Source organism: Saccharothrix espanaensis DSM 44229 (genome assembly GCF_000328705.1).
In the GTDB taxonomy this organism is placed as follows: Bacteria; Actinomycetota; Actinomycetes; order Mycobacteriales; family Pseudonocardiaceae; genus Actinosynnema; species Actinosynnema espanaense.
The window spans coordinates 1,376,811-1,396,414 of record NC_019673.1 but is presented as its reverse complement, the minus strand read 5'-3'; the positions used below and the strand labels follow the sequence as shown (position 1 = coordinate 1,396,414).

The 19,604-nt window shown below is 72.1% G+C and carries 10 protein-coding genes and 1 pseudogene; 1 reads left to right on the top strand and 10 read right to left on the bottom strand.

Annotation, left to right across the window (positions count from 1 at the left end; genetic code table 11):
* Nucleotides 1–3: 3 nt before the first annotated feature.
* The 5 genes and pseudogenes from BN6_RS06560 to BN6_RS50115 form a co-directional block, all read right to left on the bottom strand.
* On the bottom strand, nucleotides 4–630 hold the full coding sequence (locus BN6_RS06560) for a hypothetical protein (protein WP_015098770.1): 627 nt from the start codon (nucleotides 628–630) through the stop codon (nucleotides 4–6).
* A complete protein-coding gene (locus BN6_RS06555; RefSeq protein WP_015098769.1) occupies nucleotides 623–1,054 on the bottom strand; it encodes an acyl-CoA thioesterase in 432 nt (143 codons plus the stop codon). The genes BN6_RS06560 and BN6_RS06555 overlap by 8 nt, the downstream gene beginning before the upstream one ends.
* A gap of 52 nt (nucleotides 1,055–1,106) precedes the next feature.
* Nucleotides 1,107–2,051, bottom strand: a complete 945-nt coding sequence (locus tag BN6_RS06550) for a winged helix DNA-binding domain-containing protein (RefSeq protein WP_015098768.1) — start codon at nucleotides 2,049–2,051, stop codon at nucleotides 1,107–1,109.
* Nucleotides 2,048–3,037 carry a LacI family DNA-binding transcriptional regulator gene (locus BN6_RS06545; RefSeq protein WP_041312151.1) on the bottom strand — a complete coding sequence of 330 codons (990 nt, stop codon included), beginning with the start codon at nucleotides 3,035–3,037 and terminating at the stop codon, nucleotides 2,048–2,050. The genes BN6_RS06550 and BN6_RS06545 overlap by 4 nt, the downstream gene beginning before the upstream one ends.
* Nucleotides 3,038–3,048: 11 nt before the next feature.
* Nucleotides 3,049–4,730: pseudogene (locus BN6_RS50115) on the bottom strand (glycoside hydrolase family 13 protein).
* Nucleotides 4,731–4,904: 174 nt separating this feature from the next.
* On the opposite strand from BN6_RS50115, the gene BN6_RS06530 reads away from it, so the two are divergent.
* A complete protein-coding gene (locus BN6_RS06530) occupies nucleotides 4,905–6,113 on the top strand; it encodes an RNA polymerase sigma factor (RefSeq protein WP_015098764.1) in 1,209 nt (402 codons plus the stop codon).
* A 22-nt stretch (nucleotides 6,114–6,135) separates the two neighbouring features.
* Here the strand turns inward: BN6_RS06530 and BN6_RS06525 are convergent, their stop codons facing one another.
* From BN6_RS06525 to BN6_RS41635, 5 genes are all read right to left on the bottom strand, one after another.
* Nucleotides 6,136–6,495: a YciI family protein gene (locus BN6_RS06525; protein ID WP_015098763.1), complete on the bottom strand. Its 360-nt coding sequence runs from the start codon at nucleotides 6,493–6,495 to the stop codon at nucleotides 6,136–6,138.
* 157 nt (nucleotides 6,496–6,652) lie between these two features.
* Nucleotides 6,653–11,620, bottom strand: coding sequence for an NAD-glutamate dehydrogenase (locus BN6_RS06520; protein ID WP_015098762.1), 4,968 nt, complete (start codon nucleotides 11,618–11,620; stop codon nucleotides 6,653–6,655).
* Nucleotides 11,621–11,824: 204 nt separating this feature from the next.
* Entirely contained in the window at nucleotides 11,825–16,501 is a 4,677-nt protein-coding gene (locus BN6_RS41640) for a hypothetical protein (RefSeq protein ID WP_015098761.1), read from the bottom strand.
* 11 nt (nucleotides 16,502–16,512) lie between these two features.
* Nucleotides 16,513–18,189 carry an energy-dependent translational throttle protein EttA gene (gene ettA, locus BN6_RS06510; protein ID WP_041312149.1) on the bottom strand — a complete coding sequence of 559 codons (1,677 nt, stop codon included), beginning with the start codon at nucleotides 18,187–18,189 and terminating at the stop codon, nucleotides 16,513–16,515.
* Between the two features lie 564 nt (nucleotides 18,190–18,753).
* Nucleotides 18,754–19,452 carry a single-stranded DNA-binding protein gene (locus BN6_RS41635; RefSeq protein WP_015098759.1) on the bottom strand — a complete coding sequence of 233 codons (699 nt, stop codon included), beginning with the start codon at nucleotides 19,450–19,452 and terminating at the stop codon, nucleotides 18,754–18,756.
* Nucleotides 19,453–19,604: the final 152 nt, after the last annotated feature.

Below are 19,604 nucleotides of genomic sequence, written 5' to 3'. Positions count from 1 at the left end.
GTGTCAGACGAGCAGGGGGAGCATCGAGTGGCGGCGGCGGACCACGGCGCCGTAGCGGGCGTCTATGCGCAGCCACGAGTCGGTGGCGGTCACGCGGACGTCGTCGCCGCCCAGGAAGCCCATGCCGGAGAGGGCGAACAGGCAGCGCAGGGGGACCTTCACGTCCAGGCCCGAGCCGCTGACCGTCAGCACGGTCTGGTCCAGCAGGGACGCGGGCGGGGTGCCGTGCGGTCCGCTGTTCTCGCGGGCCACGGCCACGCCCTGTTCGGCCAGTTCGGCGACGACGTTGCCGGGCAGGCGGTCGACCGGGAGCCAGCCTTGCGCGGGCGGCAGGGCCGAGCGCCACATCAGGTCGCGGGCGGGGCCCGGGTCGACCGTTTCGCTGCGGACCACGGCCAGGCCGGTCAGCAGGTCGCTGCCGGACACCGTGACGTCGGCGGGGGTGATCCGGCCCGCGACGGTCCGGGTGGCCAGGGCGTCGAACGGGGTGGCCACCCAGGCGTCCAGCAGGTCGCCGGCCGGGCGGTTGCGCAGGCGGACGACGCCCTGGGCGTCGAGGCGGACCGCTCGGGCCACGAACGCGCCGAGGTCGTCCCGCTCGGCGGGATCGGCGAGCACCAGGTCAGGCACCGTTACCTCCGGCTCGCCAGCCCGCGAGGAAGTCGCGTTCGGCTTCGAGGAGACGGCGGGGGCGTCCGGCCGTCAGGTTGTAGGGCACCATCAGGGTCTCCGCGGTCGCTACCACCGGACTCCCCTCACGCCGCCCGTTGCGCACTGAGTAGTCCAACGTGAAGGAAGCCGATTTCAGTTCCCGCACGGACATCTCGACCACGATCTCGTCACCGGTGAACACCAGCGGTGTCAGGTAGTCGACCGTCAGGCGGGCGACCACGACGCCGTGCGCCATGTCCGGCACGCCGTGCCGGGCGGCCTCGGTGAACAGGAGGTCTATCCGGGCCTCCTCCAGCAGGGTCACCGTGTTGGCGTGGTTGACGTGGCCGAACGCGTCCATATCCGACCAGCGCGGACGCACACCCGTGACGAACACACCCAACTTGAACGCGCCTCCTGCGGTAGCTTCCGGTGGCGTTGACCCTATCCGCGTGCTACTGCCAGGTTAAGTCGGCACCCGTCCCCAGGAACGCCGCCACCCGCTCGGCCTCTTCGCGCAGGTCGGGGACGGTGTGGTCGGGGAAGGGCCGGATCTCGAAGCCGCTCGGGGCCTTGTGCCAGGTGGCGACGACCCGGCCGTCGACCACGACGTGCGGGGTCAGGAAGCCACCGCCGGTCTGGACGCGTGACGCGTGCTCGGGGGCCAGGGCCAGGGAGCGGTCCTTGTAGCCGAGCAGGTACGGGTCGAAGTGGCCCAGCATCCGGGCGGTGCCGTCGGGGTCGGCGCGTTCGCCGGGGATCTCCGGCAGGTCACGCAGTTCGCGTTTGGGCAGGCCGCTCCACGCGGCGAAGTCGGCGACGGTGGCCGGGCCGTACGCCCGCCGGTAGCGCCGCCAGAGGTCCTCGACGGTCCCGTCCTGCCACGGCACGTCGTCGAACAGGTGGTAGCGGTCGTCCAGGTCGCGGTGCAGGAAGCTCGACACGGCCGCGTACATGAGCAGGTGCGCGGGGGCCTGGGAGGCGGGGTCGAGCGGGAAGCCGACTTCGTTCAGGCGGGTGACGATCTCGGCGCGGGTGAGCGGTTCGGTCACCACCTCGCAGAGGGCGCGGATGCCACGCCCGCACACGTCGTCGGTCAGGCCGAGTTCAGTCCTGCGCTTCTTGGTCGAGGCGAGGATCGACGGCTTGAGGACGGGCAGGACCCACAGGTCCTCGACGGCGATGAGGTGCAGGGTGCCGCGCATGGCCCACGTGCGCACGAACGGGCCGTCGAGGGTGTCGACGCCGCGGGCGTGTGCGGCCAGGCGCAGGGCGGGGACGTCCTGTGCTTGCAAGGCGAACACGGAGTCGAGGAGGTCCGCGAGGGTGCTTGCCGGGTGGTAGAGGCGTTGGGCGTGCATCCGGCGGGCGAGGGTGTCGGGTGGGGTGAGGGGGATCATCTGGGCGTGGCTCCGGTCGAGCCGCGGACCACCAGTTCGGGTTGGAAGACGAACTCGGCGTGCGGGGCCGGGGTGCCGCCGATCTCCTCCAGGAGGGCGTGCACGGCGGCTTGGCCCATCTTGTCCACGGGTTGGCGGATGGTGGTCAGGGGCGGGTCGGCGAAGACGATCAGCGGTGAGTCGTCGAAGCCGACCACGGAGACGTCCCGCGGCACGTGCAGACCGCGCCGACGGGCCGCGCGGATCGCGCCGAACGCCATCAGGTCGCTGCCGCAGACGAGCGCGGTGCAGCCCCGGTCGAGCAGCGCGTCGGCGGCGGCCTGGCCGCCCTCGACCGTGAACAGGGAGTGCTCGACCAGGTCGGCGGGGCGGCCGAGGGCGGTGAACGCCTCGACCATCCGCCGGGTGGGCACGAACCGGGGCGGGCCGACGGCCAGGCCGATCCGCTCGTGGCCGAGTTCCACCAGGTGGGAGACGGCCAGGCGGACGGCCGCCCGGTTGTCGACCGACACGAACGGCGCGGACACGCGGTCGGTGTGGCCGTTGACCATCACGAACGGGACGCCGCGGCCGGCCAGCTTCACGTACCGGTCCATGTCGGTGGTCGTGTCGGCGTGCAGACCGGACACGAAGACGATCCCGGTGACCCCGCGGTCGACCAGCATCTCGGTGAGCTGGTCCTCGGTGGAGCCGCCGGGCGTCTGCGTGCACAGCACCGGCGTGTAGCCGTCGCGGGTCAGCACCTGCTCGATGACCTGCGCGAACGCCGGGAAGATCGGGTTGGTCAGCTCCGGGGTGATCAGGCCGATCAGGCCCGCGCTGCGCCGGCGCAGCCGGGGTGGGCGCTGGTAGCCCAGGACGTCCATCGCGGCCACCACCACCTGGCGGGTCGCGGGCGAGACGCCCGGCTTGCCGTTGACCACCCGGCTGACCGTCGCCTCGCTCACGCCCGCCTGGGTGGCGATCTCACTCAGCCGTGCTGTCACATCGGGTGACTTTACGGCTGGTGGGACCACACGGCGGTGTCCGCCGGCACCTTGATCGTCGGGCCCGCGGTGGTGCACGTACCCGACGTGAGCAGGAGGTCACCGTCCGTCGGGAGGGTGACGGGTTCGGCGCTCAGGTTCACCGTGCAGGTGAAGGTGCCGCGGCGGAAGCGGAGCACGTTCTCGGGTGCGTCCAGCCAGTCGACCCGGGTCCCGGCACCCAGGTCGGGGTGCTCGCGGCGGATCCGGAGCGCCGCCCGGTAGAGCTCCAGCACCGAGTCCGGGTCGCCCTGCTGGGCTTGGACGCTCCTAGCGCCCCAGTCGGACGGTTGCGGCAGCCAGGGGGCGGCGTCGCCGAAGCCGAACGACGGGCCGTCGACCGTCCACGGGATGGGCACGCGGCAGCCGTCCCGACCCCGGTCGGTGTGGCCGGAGCGCTCCCACACGGGGTCTTGCAGGACGTCCTCGGGCAGGTCGAGGACCTCCGGCAGGCCCAGCTCCTCACCCTGGTAGACGTAGGCCGAGCCGGGCAGGGCGAGCATCAGCAGCGCGGCGGCGCGGGCGCGGGCCTGGCTGCCGTAGCGGGTGGCGTGCCGCCGCACGTCGTGGTTGGACAGCACCCACGTGGTCGGGGCCTGCACCGGGGCCATGGCGGCAGGGCGAGCATCAGCAGCGCGGCGGCGCGGGCGCGGGCCTGGCTGCCGTAGCGGGTGGCGTGCCGCCGCACGTCGTGGTTGGACAGCACCCACGTGGTCGGGGCCTGCACCGGGGCCATGGCGGCCAGCGAGTCGTCGATGACGGCGCGCAGGGCGGCGGCGTCCCACTCGGCGGTCAGGTAGTGGAAGTTGAACGCCTGGTGCAACTCGTCGGCGCGCAAATAGCGGGCGGTGCGCTCGGGGCTGGGCGTCCACGCCTCGGCGACGCCGATCCGGTGGTCGGGGAACGAGTCGAGCACCTTGCGCCAGTCGCGGTAGATCTCGTGCACGCCGTCCTGGTCGAAGAACGGCAGCGGCTCGGTGCCCAGCAGGCTGAGCTGGCCGGTGCGGCCGACGTCGGGCAGGCCGTCGGCCTTGACCATGCCGTGCGCGACGTCGATCCGGAACCCGTCGACGCCCAGTTCAAGCCAGAAGCGCAGCACGTCGAGGAACTCCTCGCGCACCTCGGCGCGGTCCCAGTCCAGGTCGGGCTGCTCGGGCGCGAACAGGTGCAGGTACCACTGGCCGTCCGGGACGCGGGTCCAGGCCGGACCGCCGAACACCGACTCCCAGTCGTTCGGCGGCTGGTCGCCCCGACCGTCGCGGAAGTGGTAGCGGGCGCGTTCGGGGGAGCCGGGGGCGGCGGTGAGCGCCTGGCGGAACCACTCGTGCGCGGACGAGGTGTGGTTGGGCACCAGGTCGACGATCACCCTGATGCCGAGCGCGTGCGCGTCGGAGACCAGCGCGCGGGCGTCGTCCAGGGTGCCGAACAGCGGGTCGACCGCGCGGTAGTCGGCGACGTCGTAGCCGCCGTCGGCCATCGGCGAGGTGTAGAACGGGGTGATCCACACGGCGTCCACGCCGAGGTCGGCGAGGTGCGGCAGGCGGGAGCGGATGCCCGGCAGGTCGCCGACGCCGACGCCGTCGCCGTCCGAGTCGGCGAACGACCTGACGTAGACCTGGTAGATGACGGCCTCGCGCCACCAGTCCTGGCTCATGGGGTGCCCGTTCCTTCCCGAAGGGGTCGTGGGTGCGGAGGCCATGAAATCCGTTGCAAGAGTTTTCAGCAAGTTCGGTCAGGGCGTTTTTGGGCGCGTGTTGACTGGGCGGATGTTCTGCAAACTTTTGCAGTGATCGTCACGGTTCTTCCGGCTGAGTGCGACCATGGTGCGGTGGATGACGTGGCCGACCTGGTCGACCGGATCTGGCGGGCGGACGCGGGCGGCATGTTGGGTGCGCTCAGCAGGCGGCTCGGCGACTTCGACCGGGCGGAGGAGGCGCTGGCGGACGCGGTGGCCGAGGCGCTCAAGCGCTGGCCCGACGAGGGCGTGCCGGACAGCCCCACCGGCTGGCTGGTCACCGCGGCCTGGCGCAAGGCGCTGGACCGGCTGCGCCGTGACGCCGTCGGCCGGGAGAAGGTGGCCCTGGTGGCGGCCCAGCCGCCGCCGGAACCGGGCGTGGACGACCGGCTGGCGATGATCTTCGCGTGCTGCCACCCGGACCTCGCCGAGCCCGCCCGGGTCGCGCTCACGCTGTACGCCGCCGGCGGGTTGAGCACCGCCGAGATCGCCGCCGCGTTCCTGGTGCCGCTGCCGACCATGGCGCAGCGGCTGTCCCGGGCCAAGCGCCAGCTGCGGGAGCACGGCATCGGGTTCGAGGTGCCCCGGCCGCACGAGTACGCCGAGCGGCTGCCGGCCGTGCTCGCGGTGATCTACCTGGTGTTCAACGAGGGCTACCTGTCCAGTGGCCGGTCGGCCCAGCGGCGGGAGCTGGCCCGGGAAGGGGTCGAGTTGGCGCGCCAGCTCGCGGCGCTGCTGCCCCGTGAGCCGGAGGTCGCGGGCCTGGCCGCGTTGCTGGAGCTGCACCACGCGCGCGCTGCCGCGCGCTTCGACTCGTGGGGCCGCATCGTGCTGCTCGCCGATCAGGACCGGCGGCTGTGGGACACCGCGGCCATCGAACGCGCGGTGCTCCGGCTGGGCGCGGCGGTGCGGCTGGGCCGACCCGGGCCGTACCAGGCGCGGGCCGGCATCACCGCGTTGCACGCGCTGGCCGCCTCCTACGAGGACACCGACTGGGCCGACGTGCGCTCGCTCTACGACCGGCTGTACCCGTTGGACCCGTCGCCGGTGGTGCTGCTGAACCGGGCCGTGGCGACGCGGTTCGCCGTGGGCCCGGGTGCGGCGCTGGACGAGGTCGACGCGCTCGGGGGCAGGCTGGCCGGGTACCACCTGTGGCACGCCACCCGGGCCGACCTGCTGGCCACGCTCGACCGCCCGGTCGAGGCGCTGGCGGCGGCGGAGCGGGCCCGGGAACTGGCCACCAACCCGGCCGAGCGCGAGCTGATGTCGCGCCGGGTGGGCGAGCTGAGGCGCCGGCCGTGAAGCCGACGCCCCGGCACCGGCCCTAGTCGCGGCTGACCACCGGACGGACCTCCACCGCGCTCACCCCCGGCGCGAGCGGCCAGGTGGCCGCGATCCGCACCGCCTCGTCGACGTCGTCGCACTCCAGCACGACGATCCCGCCGACGACCTCCTTGAGCTCCAGGTACGGCCCGTCGGTGATCAGCGGTTCGCCGTTCGCACCGGCCCGGACCGTCTTCGCCGTCGCGCCGGACTGGAGCTCGACGCCGCCGTCGGCGATCTTGCCGAGCGGCTCCCACCGCTCGAACCAGGCGTAGACCTGCTTCATGATGTCTTGCTCGGCGGCCGGCGACAGCGCGTCCCACTGGCGGTCGTCACCGCAGATCAGCATCGCGTACTTCATGCTCGCTCCTCGTGCTCGGAAGGGTCGTGTCGTCCGGGTGACGAACGGGCGGCACCGGTTCTCGACAGCTTCCGCGACGAGTTCCCGCCGGATCTCCGGCGGGGCCGAGGGGGAGGTCGGGGTCCGGGGCTCGTGGGAGGCCCGGACCCCGACCGGCTCAGCGGATCATGCTGCGGACCTGGCGGGCGGCCACCGAGAGGGTGGCCAGGTCCAGCCGGGTCACCCGGTTGATCTCGGCCAGGGCCGCGCGGGCCCGGCCGAGGCGGGAGGCGTTCGCCTGTTCCCACGCCGCGATCTTGGCCGCTGCCGGGTCACCCGGCTCGCTGGAGCGCAGCACGTCGATCGTGATCGAGCGCAGCGACGAGTAGAAGTCGTCGCGCAGTGCCAGTCGGGCCAGCGCGTGCCAGCGGTTGCCGCGTTCCAGGCCGCTGACCGAGCTGAGCATCCGGTCCAGGTCCAGGTGCTCGGACAGCGCGAAGTACAGCTCCGCGGTCTCCGGGTGCGTGCGCTCCAGGCCGACGCCGCCCTCCTCGCGTTCCGCGAGCTCCGCCACCTCGGTCACGTCCAGCAGCCCGTAGCTGAACAGCAGCACCGCGATCCGCCGTGCCAGCTCCACCGGCACGCCGGCCTCGACCAGCCGCTCGACGTGCGCGACCACCGACTCCTTCTCCCGGCCCTGCAACAGGTCCAGGGCCTTGGGCGCCAGCTCGCCGACCACCCCGGCGAACCGGCTGATGGTCGAGCCGACCGCCAGCGGCTGCGGCCGGTTGGTGAGCAGCCAGCGCGACGCGCGGTCCAGCAGCCGACGGGTCTCCAGGACCATGTCGTCCTGCACGTCGGTCGGGATCACGTTGTCCAGCGCGCGGATGTCGCGCCACAACGCCGGCAGGTCGTAGATCGCGGTCACGATCGTGTAAGCCCGCACCGCGTCGGTGGCCGACGCGCTGATCTCCTCGGCCAGCCGGAACGCGTAGGACACGCCGCCGCCGTCCACGACCTCGTTGACCAGGACCGTGGTGATGATCTCGCGGGACAGCGGGTGGCCCGCGATCGACTCGGCGAACCGGTCGCGCAGCTCGCTGGGGAAGTAGTCGGGCAGCTTGCGGGCCATCACGTCGATGGTCGGCAGGTCGCCCGCCAGCACCTCCTCCTTGAGCGCCAGCTTCACGTGCGCCAGCAGGGTCGCCAGCTCCGGCGAGGTCAGGCCGTCACCGGCCTTCTCCAGCGCCTTGAACTCGGCGGGGCTGGGCAGCGCCTCCAGCGCCCGGTCCAGCACGCCGCGCTGCTCCAGGTCCGCGACCAGGCGGGCGTGCACCGAGAGCATCGGCGCGGCGTGGGCGCGCGACACGCCCAGCACCGAGTTCTGCGAGTAGTTGTCGGCCAGCACCAGCTCGCCGACCTCGTCGGTCATCTGGCCGAGCAGCTCGTTGCGCTGGTCCTGGTCGAGCTTGCCGTCCCGGACCAGCGCGTCGAGCAGGATCTTGATGTTGACCTCGTGGTCGGAGCAGTCCACGCCCGCCGAGTTGTCCAGCGCGTCGGTGTTGACCTTGCCGCCGGTGCGGGCGAACTCGATCCGGCCGCGCTGGGTCAGGCCCAGGTTGCCGCCCTCGCCGACCACCTTGACCCGCAGGTCCGCGCCGTTGACCCGGATCGCGTCGTTGGCCTTGTCGCCGACCTCGCCGTGCGACTCGACGCCCGCCTTGACGTACGTGCCGATACCGCCGTTCCACAGCAGGTCGACCGGCGCGAGCAGGATCGCCTTCATCAGCTCCTGCGGCGACAGCTTCGTCACACCCTCGGGCAGCCCCAGGGCCTCGCGGGCCTGGTCGCTGACCGGGATCGACTTGGCGCTGCGCGGCCAGACGCCGCCGCCGGCGCTGATCAGCGCGCGGTCGTAGTCGTCCCACGAGGAGCGCGGCAGCTCGAACAGCCGCTTGCGCTCGGCGAACGACGGCGCGGCCGTCGGGTCCGGGTCGATGAAGATGTGCCGGTGGTCGAACGCGGCCACCAGGCGGATGTGCTCGGAGAGCAGCATGCCGTTGCCGAACACGTCGCCGGACATGTCGCCGACGCCGACCACGGTGAACTCCTCGGTCTGGGTGTCGGTGCCCAGCTCCCGGAAGTGCCGCTTCACGCTCTCCCACGCGCCCTTGGCGGTGATGCCCATGGCCTTGTGGTCGTAGCCCACCGAACCGCCGGACGCGAACGCGTCGCCCAGCCAGAACCCGTAGGACTTGGACACCTCGTTGGCGATGTCGGAGAACGACGCCGTGCCCTTGTCCGCCGCGACCACCAGGTAGGAGTCGTCGCCGTCGTGCCGCACCACCTGCGGCGCGGGCACGACCGTGCCGGAGCTCAGGTTGTCGGTCAGGTCCAGCAGACCCGAGATGAACTGCCGGTAGCAGGCGATGCCCTCGGCCAGGAACGCCTCGCGGTCCAGCCCCGGGTCACCGGTCGGCGTCGGCGGCTTCTTCAGCACGAAGCCGCCCTTCGCGCCCACCGGCACGATCACCGCGTTCTTCACCGCCTGCGCCTTGACCAGGCCCAGGATCTCGGTGCGGAAGTCCTCGCGCCGGTCGGACCAGCGCAGCCCGCCGCGCGCGACCGGCCCGAACCGCAGGTGCACGCCCTCGATCCGCGGCGAGTACACGAAGATCTCGAACCGGGGCCGCGGCTGCGGCAGGTCCGGGATCGCGCGCGGGTCCAGCTTCACGGCCAGGTACGGGCGCGGGGCGCCGTTGGCGTCGCGGACGAAGTAGTTCGTGCGCAACGTGGCCAGCACGAGCGTGAGCAGGCTGCGCAGGATGCGGTCCGCGTCCAGGCTCGTCACGTCGTCGATGAGCGCGGTGATCTCCGCGGCCAACGCGTCCGTGCGGGAGGAGCGCTGCGCGTCGTCCAGCGCCGGGTCGAACCGCGCCTCGAACAGCGCCACCAGGGCCGTGGCGACCTCGGTGTGCGCGAGGACGGCGTCCTCGATGTAGTCCTGGCTGTACGGGGTGCCCGCCTGGCGCAGGTACTTGGCGTAGGCGCGCAGCATCCCGGCCTGCTGCCAGGTGACACCGGCCTTGAGCACCAGCGTGTTGAAGCCGTCCACCTCGGCCTCGCCGCGCCACGCGGCGGCGAACGCGTCCTGGAACCGGGTGCGCACCACCTCCAGGTCGTCCTGGGACAGCTTGTCCAGCGTCGACTGGTCGATGCGCAGGCCGAAGTCGTAGATCCAGCACTCGGTGCCGTCGTCGCGGACGAGTTCGTACGGGCGCTCGTCCACCACCACCACGCCCATGCGTTGCAGCATCGGCAGCACGTCGGACAGCGTCAGCCGCTCGCCCGCGAGGAACAGCTTGAACCGGCGCTCGCCCGGCTCGGCGTCGCGCGGCACGTAGAACTGCATCGCCAGGTCGCCTTGGGCCAGCCCCTCGATGCTGCGGAAGTCGGCCAACCCCTCGGCGGCGGTGAAGTCCTCCTTGTAGGCCTCCGGGAACGCCGCGGCGAACCGCAGGCCCTGCTCGGAGGAGGACTCGGTGCCCAGGCCCTGGCCGGCGGTGTCGCCGTCGAGGACGGCCTCCACCATGCGGTCGTCCCACGAGCGGATCGCCTCGGCCAGCAACTGCTGGACGTAGACGGTGTCCGGCTCGGTGTCGATCTGCCGGCTCGGGTCGGTGTGCACGGTGAAGTGCACGCGGGCCAGCGCGGACTCGCCGACGCGCGCGCTGTACTCCAGGTTCAGCCCGCCCAGCTCGGCGATCAGGACTTCCTGCATGGCCAGCCGGGACGTCGTGGTGTAGCGGTCGCGCGGCAGGTAGACCAGGCACGAGAAGAACCGGCCGTACGGGTCGCGGCGCAGGAACAGCCGCAGCCGGCGGCGCTCGGCCAGCGCGATCACGCCGGTCACGTTCTGGTAGAGCGTGTCCGCGTCGACCGAGAACAGCTCGGTGCGCGGGTAGTCCTGGATCACCTCCAGCATCCGCTGCCCCGAGTACGAGTGCAGCGGGAAGCCGGCGCGGTGGATGACGTCGCGGACCCGGCGCTCGATGGCCGGGATGTCCAGCACGTCCTCGTGCAGGGCGGTCGTGGAGAACACGCCGAGGAACCGGTGCTCACCGGCCACGTTGCCCTGCGCGTCGAACGTCTTGACGCCCACGTAGTACGGGTAGACCGAGCGGTGCACGCTGGACTGGGCGCTGGCCTGGGTGAGCACCAGGAGCTCGGGCGAGAGCGCCTGCGCGCCCGCGTCCGGCCCGGCGGTGAGGCTGCGCGCCGCGAGGCTGTCCTGCCTGAGCACCCCCAGCCCGCTGGCCAGCACCGCGCGCAGGGCGGGCTCGCCGCCGGTCGCCGGGTCGTCGCGGACCAGCTCGTACTGGCGGTAGCCCAGGAACGTGAAGTGGTCGTCGGCCAGCCAGCGCAGCAGGCGCGCGCCGTCGTCCACCTCGGCCGGGTTCAACGGCGGCGGGGAGGTCTGGAGCTGCTCGGCGAGCTGGAGGGCCGTGCCGGTCATCTTGCGGGTGTCCTCGACGACCTCACGGACGTCGTTGAGGACGGTGTGCAGCTTGGTCTCCAGCTCACGCGCCCGGTCCGGGTCGGTGAGCAGGTCGACCTCGATGTACATCCACGACTCGGCCAGCGCGTCCGACGGCGGGTCGGCCGGGTCGGCCGTCGGCAGGACCTCGTGCAACGCGCCGGTCACCGGATCCCGGCGGACCACCACGATCGGGTGGACCACCCGCTGCACCTGCACGCCGCCCCGGGTCAGCTCGGACGCGACCGAGTCCACCAGGTAGGGCATGTCGTCGGTGACCACCTGCACGACGGTCGCCGGACATGTCCAGCCGTCGTGCACGCGGGTCGGGTTCAGGATGCGCACCACCGGCCGGCCCGGTACCCGGGTCTCGGCGAGCTGGTAGTTCGACCGGACCGCTCCCACCAGGTCCACCGGGTCGTCGTCGTTGACTTCCTCGGCGGGGACGTGGCGGTAGTACAGGCGGATCAGGTCGGCCAGTTCGGGGGCGTTGGCGGCGGCCCGTTCGATCAATTCGTCACGAGCTTGTTCGGGACTGGCCGTGCGGCCGGCACCGGCATCGTGGCGGGTGGCGAGCTCCGATCGGGACGGGACTCCAGTCGAGGTCATGTTCAGGCGACTCCACGCTATCCGGCACCTCTGTGTGCCGGGTCCGGCCACCACTTAACCAGACGCGCGGCACCCTGTCGGAGCAACCCTGCGCACTGAATCGAGCCACTTGCGGGAAAGTGGAAAATTCACCGTGGCACGGCTATTTTCGGCGTCCCGGCGCTGTTACCCGCGGGAAACCTCAGTAAAACCTCAAATCATTTCTCAGCTTTCGGGCAACGTCCACCGAGGTGCGTCGCCGGTCACCCGGCGGATGGGCGCGGTGGTCTCCGAGTCGGTTTCCGGCACACCCACCGGAACGATCGGCACGGTCGGTTCGGCCGAACCGCCGAACACGTCGGACCGGCCGGTGAAAGCGTCGGACCGGCCGGTGAAGGCGTCGGACGTGCCGGTGAAGGCGCCGGACTGGCCGGTGAGGCCGTCACCAGACCCGGTCGTGGTGAAGTCGTCGGACTCGGCCTGCGCCGCCTCGTCCTCACGCCGGCCGGCCTCGTAGGCGACCAGGGCCTCGGCGAGCAGTTCCGCCAGGCTCAGGTCGCTCTTGGGCCGGCGGGACGCGCGCGTGACGCTCGGCGACTCGCTCGGAGCAGGCGGCTCGATCAACGGCGGCAACTCGATCGACCGCCCGCCGACGACCACGGATGTGATGAACGGCTCTTCCCCGGCGGCCGGCTCACCGTCGCCGCCCGACCCGGCACCCTCCGCCGCCGCCGAGTCGACACCCGGCGTACCGACGTTCGGAGTAGCGCCGGACAGCACATCGGCGGTCTCACCGGAACCAGCCACCCCGAGGTCGACCGGCCTGGTGTCGACGTGGCCCGCAGCGGCCGACGTGGGAGCCCCCGAAATGGAGTCGGCGGCAATCGGACCGGAGGAAAGCGGACCAGCCGGATTCCCGTCCGAAGGATTCGGGCCACTGGGAGAGGCATCGGAGTGGCCGGCATCGAACGACCCGACACCGAACGCGCCACCGTCCGACGAACTGTTGTCGAGCGGTGCGGGTGTGGGCCCGGCGGGGGCGGGATCGTCGGCCTCGACATCGGCGTGACCGAGGAAGCCGGAGGGACCCAGCGGGTTGGGCGCAGGTCCCTGGCCGGTCATCGGATCCGGAATGGACACCGGAGGCGGGATCGACGCCGAAACCGAGGCGGGGGTCGAAGTCGGGGCCGATGCCGAGGTCGGGGAGGGAGCGGAGGCGGGCGGTGAGACGGCGAACGTCCCCGGCGACGAGCGGGCCACGTGCGCCGACCGCCCGGCCGCGTCGAACGGGCCCGGTGACGGCAACAACTCCGACGGGCCCAGCATGTCCGACGCCTTGGCCGACCGCTCGGAGCCCACCGACGGCTCCCGGCCCGGGTTCCAGTCCGTATCCGTGCTCCAGTCCGAGCCGGACGTGCGCTCCGAAGTCGACGTGTGTTCCAGCCCCACCGTCTGGTCCGGGTCCAGCGTCCGGCCCAGGTCCACCGTCTGGTTCGGAGCCGGCGTGCGGTCCGGAGCAGGCGTGCGATCCGGAGCAGGCGTGCGATCCGGAGCGGGCGTGTGGTCCGGGTCGGGCGACGGGTGGGGGTTCGGGGGCAGTTGCGGTCCCGGGTCCGGGACCGGATCCGGGATCGGGACGGGCGGCACCTGGTCCGGCTCGGGCACGTTCGGCACCGGGTCGGGGAGCGGGCTGGGCGGGGAGGGCGTGGTGAGGTTCGGGTAGTCCGGCGGGTCGGGCACCCGCGCGGTGGGGATCACCGGGCCCTTGACGAACGCGGCACCGAGGCCGACGGGCGGGGCGTCGTCATCGCGGGCGGGCGGGCGCACCATCGTCGGCGAGTCGAACATGTCGATCGACGTCACCTCCTCCCGGGAGGTGAACGGAACCTCGTCCCGAAGCCGCGAATAAGCCTCGTCGCGAGTCCGGGAAGGCAGCTCGTCCCGCAGTCGGGACGGCGGTTCGACCCGCCACGACACCGTGTCGACCTGCGACCGGCCCGCGTCATCGGTGGCGTAGTCGGTGGAGCGGTCAGTCGCGGGCCCGGTGGCGTAGCCGGGGGTGTTCCCGGTGTGTCGAGCAGCCGAGACGTCTGTGGAAGCAGGCCCGTCCCCCGTCTCGTCCGGGCTGGTGTCGACCGGGCTCGCCGCCACGTCGGTCCCTGCGGTTTCGGTCGCCGCCACGTCGATCGCTGCGGTTTCAGCCACTGCGATTTCAGCCGCTACGGTTTCGGCTGGGTGCGGATCGGGTGTGGAGGGGGCGCCACTATCTCCCGCGTCCGGCGCGCGCCGCCGTCCGCCGGCGCGTTGGGAATCCAGCAGACCAGCGGCCTTGAGCGTTTCAAGCACGTTCCCGCCGTCCGATCCCTGCGGGACCACGACCTGCTCAGCCACGTTCGCCGAGGTCTCCCCCGCTGCCTTCCGAGCCGCCCGCCGACGCCCGCTGCGCACCGCGCCGGCAGCCGCGATCAACCCGGCGGCGGGCACACTGCGTTCACCGGCGGCGGGCCGGTCGAACTCGTCGTACGGCGACACGTCGGCGGAGGCCGTGGTCGGCGGGACCGGATCCGTCGCGGACATGGGTTCGGCGGTGTGGGGCCCGGCTGTCGACGACTCGGCTGTCGGCGACTCGGCTGTTGGTGACTCGGCCGACGCTGCCCGCGCCGCGAACGGCGAATCCGGGTGGACCGGCTCGAACGCCCTGGCCAGATTGCTCTCAGCCCGCGCGGAATCGGACTGGAGCGACGACGGCAGCCCGTGCTCCACAACCGACTCGTCCACAACCGGCGGATTCGCAGTCGACGGACTAGCAGCCGACGGGTCCGCGAGCGCCGGGTTCGGAGCCGTCTGGTCCACCACCGACTGATCCACGACGGGTTGGTTCGCCACCGGCTGGTTGCCGACCGGACGGCTCGGGGCCTGCTGGTGTGCGGCCGGCTGCGACGGGACCGCGGGGGTCGGGGTCGGGTGGGTCGGGGGTGGGGGTGCCTGCTGCGGCACGTCGGCCGCAACGGGCGGCAGGTGGTGCGGCGGCGGGAACGCGGGCGGAGCGGGCTGGGGCTGTGGCGCCTGTGGAGCCGGGAAGTTCTGCTCCAAGTACGTCTGTTCGAGGTAGGTCTGCTCGCGCGGGCGGGTGGGGAGCGGGCGGGCCTCGCCGCTCCTCGCGTGCTCGGGACGGCCGAACACCGTCGCGTCCAAGTCCTTCGACAAGGGGAACGTCGATCGCGTGGGCGGCTGCGGCGGCGTCGACCGCTGGGGCGTCTGCGGCGCGGGGAGGACGTTCGGGGTGGGCTGTTCGACCGGCTGGGCGGGAGCGGCCTGGGGTGCGGGGGGTGGAGTGGGGTCCGGGGCTCGGCGGCGGCCCCCGGTGTGCTCGGCGGACTGGTTCGCCGCGTGGCCCACTGCGTGGTCCGCCGGGCTTTCCGACGCGGCACCGGTCGCGTGTTCCGGTGTGAGGTCGACGGGGCGGTCCGGGGGGTGGCCGGTGCTGTGGTCCGGGATGTGGGCGGACTGCTGGTCCGGGGTGCGGGCGGTGGGGAGGTCGGGGGTGTGGCCTTGCGGGCGGTCCGCAGGGGGTGGCGTGGGTTCGCCGAAGGGCTGGACCAGGCGCCAGCGGTCGGCGGCGTGGGCTCGGGCGGCGGAGATGCCTTCCACCGTCATGTCTTCGGCGGCCCGGCGGGAGCGCTTGACGCGCAGCCCTTCGGCGCGGTGGACCTGCACCGGACGCCACTGGCGGAGTTGCTGCTTGACCTCGGGGGGCAGGTGCGGCTCGGCGGGCGTGGTGCTCGGCTTCTTCTCGCGCAGCAGGGCCGTCAACTGGTCGTGCTGTCCGGTCGGCTGCCGGTGCACGCCGGAGAACTCGGCGGCCAGGCGGGCGCGCACGGCGTACACGGCGCGGGCCCGGCGGCGCTCGGCCGCGTGGGCGGCGCGGAGGTTGGCCAGCGCCTCGGTCAGGTCGCCGGACACCTCGTGCACGTGCGCGAGCGCCAGCAGGCTCTCCGCGAGCAGGGTGTCCAGTTGGTGGCGTTCGGCGTTGTCGGCCGCGTCGCGGAGCAGGTCGCGGGCCTGGTCGACCCGACCCGCGGGGAGGTGGACCCTGGTCGCCAGGGCCAGCCGCAACCAGCCCGCGGCCGCCGCCGAGGGCGCGCGCACCGGCCGGTCCAGGAACGGCGTTCCGGTCTCGGACGCCTCGGCGGGCTTGCCCGCGTCCATCAGGGCGCAGACCAGTTCCACGGTGAGCCGGCCGCGGACCTCGCCGCTGTCGCAAGCCTGGTCGGTGAGCTGGTCCAGCAGGCCGACGCCTTCCCGGCCGGCGGTGATCGCCGACTCCAGGTCGCCCCAGCGCCGGTGCTGGCCGGCCGCCGCCGCGCGGAGCAGACCGCGCAGCAGGAGGGTGGTGTCGTGGTCCATCACGGGGTCGGTCGAGTAGAGGTGGTCGGCTTCCGCCAGAGCCTCGGTGAGCGCGCTGCCGCGCCCCACCGAGACCAGGCACTCGCTGGCCTGCACGAGCGCGGAGGCGCGCAGGGCGTCCGGGACGCTCTGCGCTTCGAGGACCGGGCGGACGGCGGCGAACCCGGTCAGCGGCGCGCCCACGGACCTGGCGCTGTCGGCCAGTTCCACCCGCAGGCGCCACGCCGTCTCGTGCTCGGCCTCCGCCTCGGCCGCCTTCAGGGCGTCCAGGGCGCGGTCGGCGATCTTGACGCCCCGGCCCATCCGGTTGCTCGCGAAGACCACCAGGGACTCCGCGCGCAACCGGTCGACCTCGTCACGGCGGGTGGAGGCGAGCGCCACCGCACGCTCGCCCAGCACCAGAGCCAGCTCCGGTGCCCGCCAACGCAGCCGCCAGGCGGGCACGACCAGCGTGCTCACCTCGGCGTCCGCCTGCGCCTCGCCCCTCGCCGCCACGACGTCGCTGCTCAGTCTCGTGTGAGCTTGCGGTAGGTGACGCGGTGCGGCCTCGCGGCCTCCGCACCCAGACGCTCCACCTTGTTCTTCTCGTAGCCCTCGAAGTTGCCCTCGAACCAGTACCACTGCGACGGGTTCTCGTCCGTGCCCTCCCACGCCAGGATGTGCGTGGCGACGCGGTCGAGGAACCACCGGTCGTGCGAGATGACCACGGCGCAACCGGGGAACTGCTCCAGGGCGTTCTCCAGCGAGCCCAGGGTCTCGACGTCGAGGTCGTTCGTCGGCTCGTCGAGCAGGATCAGGTTGCCGCCCTGCTTGAGGGTGAGCGCCAGGTTGAGCCGGTTGCGCTCGCCGCCGGACAGCACGCCCGCGGGCTTCTGCTGGTCCGGACCCTTGAAGCCGAACGCGCTGACGTACGCCCGGGACGGCATCTCGACGTTGCCGACGTGGATGTAGTCCAGGCCGCCGGAGACGACCTCCCACACGTTCTTCTTCGGGTCGATGCCCGCGCGGTTCTGGTCGACGTAGGACAGCTTGACCGTCTCGCCCACCTTCACCGCGCCGGCGTCCGGCTCCTCCAGCCCCACGATGGTCTTGAACAGGGTCGTCTTGCCGACGCCGTTCGGACCGATGACGCCGACGATGCCGTTGCGCGGCAGGCTGAACGACAGGCCGTCGATCAGCACCCGGTCGCCGAAGCCCTTCTTGAGCTTGTCGACCTCGACCACGACGCTGCCCAGTCGCGGGCCCGGCGGGATCTGGATCTCCTCGAAGTCGAGCTTGCGGGTCTTCTCCGCCTCAGTCGCCATCTCCTCGTAGCGGTCGAGACGGGCCTTGGACTTCGCCTGGCGGGCCTTGGCACCCGACCGGACCCACTCCAGCTCGTCCTTGAGGCGCTTCTGGAGCCGCTGGTCCTTCTTGCCCTGCACCGCGAGGCGCTCGGCCTTCTTCTCCAGGTAGGTGGAGTAGTTGCCCTCGTAGGGGTGCGCCTTGCCCCGGTCCAGCTCCAGGATCCACTCGGCGAGGTTGTCCAGGAAGTACCGGTCGTGGGTGACCGCCAGGACGGCGCCGGAGTACTGGGACAGGTGCTGTTCGAGCCACAGGACGCTCTCCGCGTCCAGGTGGTTGGTGGGCTCGTCGAGCAGCAGCAGGTCGGGCTTGCTGAGCAGCAGCTTGCACAGGGCGACCCGGCGGCGCTCGCCACCGGAGAGGGTCGTGACGTCGGCGTCGGGCGGGGGGCAGCGCAGGGCGTCCATCGCCTGCTCCAGCTGGGAGTCGAGGTCCCACGCGTTCGCGTGGTCGAGCTCCTCCTGGAGCTGCCCCATCTCCTCCATCAGCGCGTCGGAGTAGTCGACGGCCATCTTCTCCGCGATCTCGTTGTAGCGGTCCAGCTTGACCTTGATCTCGCCGAGCCCCTCCTGGACGTTCCCCAGGACGGTCTTCTCCTCGTTGAGCGGCGGCTCCTGCTGGAGGATGCCGACCGTGTGACCGGGCGAGAGGTAAGCCTCGCCGTTGCCCGGAGTGTCCAGGCCGGCCATGATCTTCAGCACGCTCGACTTACCGGCGCCGTTCGGACCGACAACGCCGATCTTCGCACCGGGGTAGAACATGATGGTGACGTCATCGAGGATGACCTTGTCCCCGTGCGCCTTGCGCACCTTCTTCATGGTGTAGATGAACTCGGCCATGCCCGCGATCGTAGAGCGGTGCCGATCGGGCAAGTACCTCGGACGCCGGCAACGAAGGTGGGGACAACGCAGAGTTAACGCGAACGTGGGTCACCCACTCCTGTCACAGCGCGTCGCCGCCGCGCGGGTGCGGCGCTGTGACCAGCGGATCCAGCCGGATGCGTGAACTCGTTGCGGTGTCAAGCCCTCTCGCCTGCCCTGGGTACCGCCTCAGCGGCTGCCCACGACCTCCCTCCTCGATGCTCGTGACGACGACACTCGACGCGCATTCTCCGTGCCGAGTCCGCACGCCGACCGGTTTCCACCATTCATGCCCCGAACGGCCCAGGACCACACCTCCGTTGCCCCCGCTCACTGCGCTGCGTCACCGGGACGGCGCCCACCCACTGGACCAGCGGCCTGGATCGCGCCGCCGAACGACTGCATTGGCCGCCGCGCCGACTCCGGTCCGACACGGAGGCCGGTGACCTGCGCCGACGCATTCGGGACGGTGGGGCGGGGGGTGCCGCGACGACGTGGGTGGCCAGGGGCGACAGGGGCGCCCGATGGGTGGCGGCCGCGTGGTCAGAAGGGTGCTTTCGACACCTCCTTGGGCTGGTCGGCTTCCGATGGTCGGCCGACCGGAGGGTGAGCCGGGTTGGCCGGGTCGGCCGGCCCGGAGAGGTTCGGCTCGGGAGGCGGACCGACTTCGGGCGGGCGGCCGGATACCGGTGGGTGGCCGTGGTCGGACGGTGAGCCTGGCCCGGGTCGGCGGCTCTGGTCGGGGCTGCTCGGGTCGGGGCCGCCCGGATCGGGACCGCCCGAGTCAGGACCGCCCGAGCCCGGCCGGTTGAGGGACAGGCCGGCGAAGGCGAGGGGGAGTTCGTCCTCCCTGCGGGGTGGGACGACGATGGGGCCTTCGGCGTCGCGGATCGGGTGGGCCGTGCAGGACGCCAGGTTCGGGCCGACGGCGATGGCCTCGATGTCGATGAACTGGCTGGTCCGGCCGGCGTCGTTGAACTCCTTGACCCGGACCTTGCCGTGCACCACCACCGGGTCGCCCCGGTTCAGTGACGCGTGCACGTTGTCCGCCAGTTCGCGCCAGCAGGTGACCATCAGGAACATGTTCGGGCCGGCGATCCAGTCGTCGCGCCCGCGGTCGAAGCGCTGTTCCCGGCTGTGGATCCGGAACCCGACACGGCTGAACCCGGTGCCGACCTTGGTGTGGGCGATCTTGCTCGCGACGGTGCCGCACACCGTGATCCGCGTGTCGTTGTAAGCCATTTCCCGCCTCCTGGGGTTGATCTCCGGTGTCCAGGTTGCAGGGCTCGGAGCTGCGGGGAAAGAGCTGTTCCGGAATCTGTGGATGGGGTCCGCAGGGCTGTGGACAAGTTATGAGTGAGTCCTCACTCCTTGACATGAGTGAGGACTCACTC

Bases quoted from the DNA above. Each gene is read 5' to 3' on its own strand.
- BN6_RS06550 (WP_015098768.1), bottom strand. From the start codon at position 2,051: ATGATCCCCCTCACCCCACCCGACACCCTCGCCCGCCGGATGCACGCC.
- BN6_RS06525 (WP_015098763.1), bottom strand. From the start codon at position 6,495: ATGAAGTACGCGATGCTGATCTGCGGTGACGACCGCCAGTGGGACGCG.
- BN6_RS06520 (WP_015098762.1), bottom strand. From the start codon at position 11,620: ATGACCTCGACTGGAGTCCCGTCCCGATCGGAGCTCGCCACCCGCCAC.
- ettA (WP_041312149.1), bottom strand. From the start codon at position 18,189: ATGGCCGAGTTCATCTACACCATGAAGAAGGTGCGCAAGGCGCACGGG.
- BN6_RS41635 (WP_015098759.1), bottom strand. From the start codon at position 19,452: ATGGCTTACAACGACACGCGGATCACGGTGTGCGGCACCGTCGCGAGC.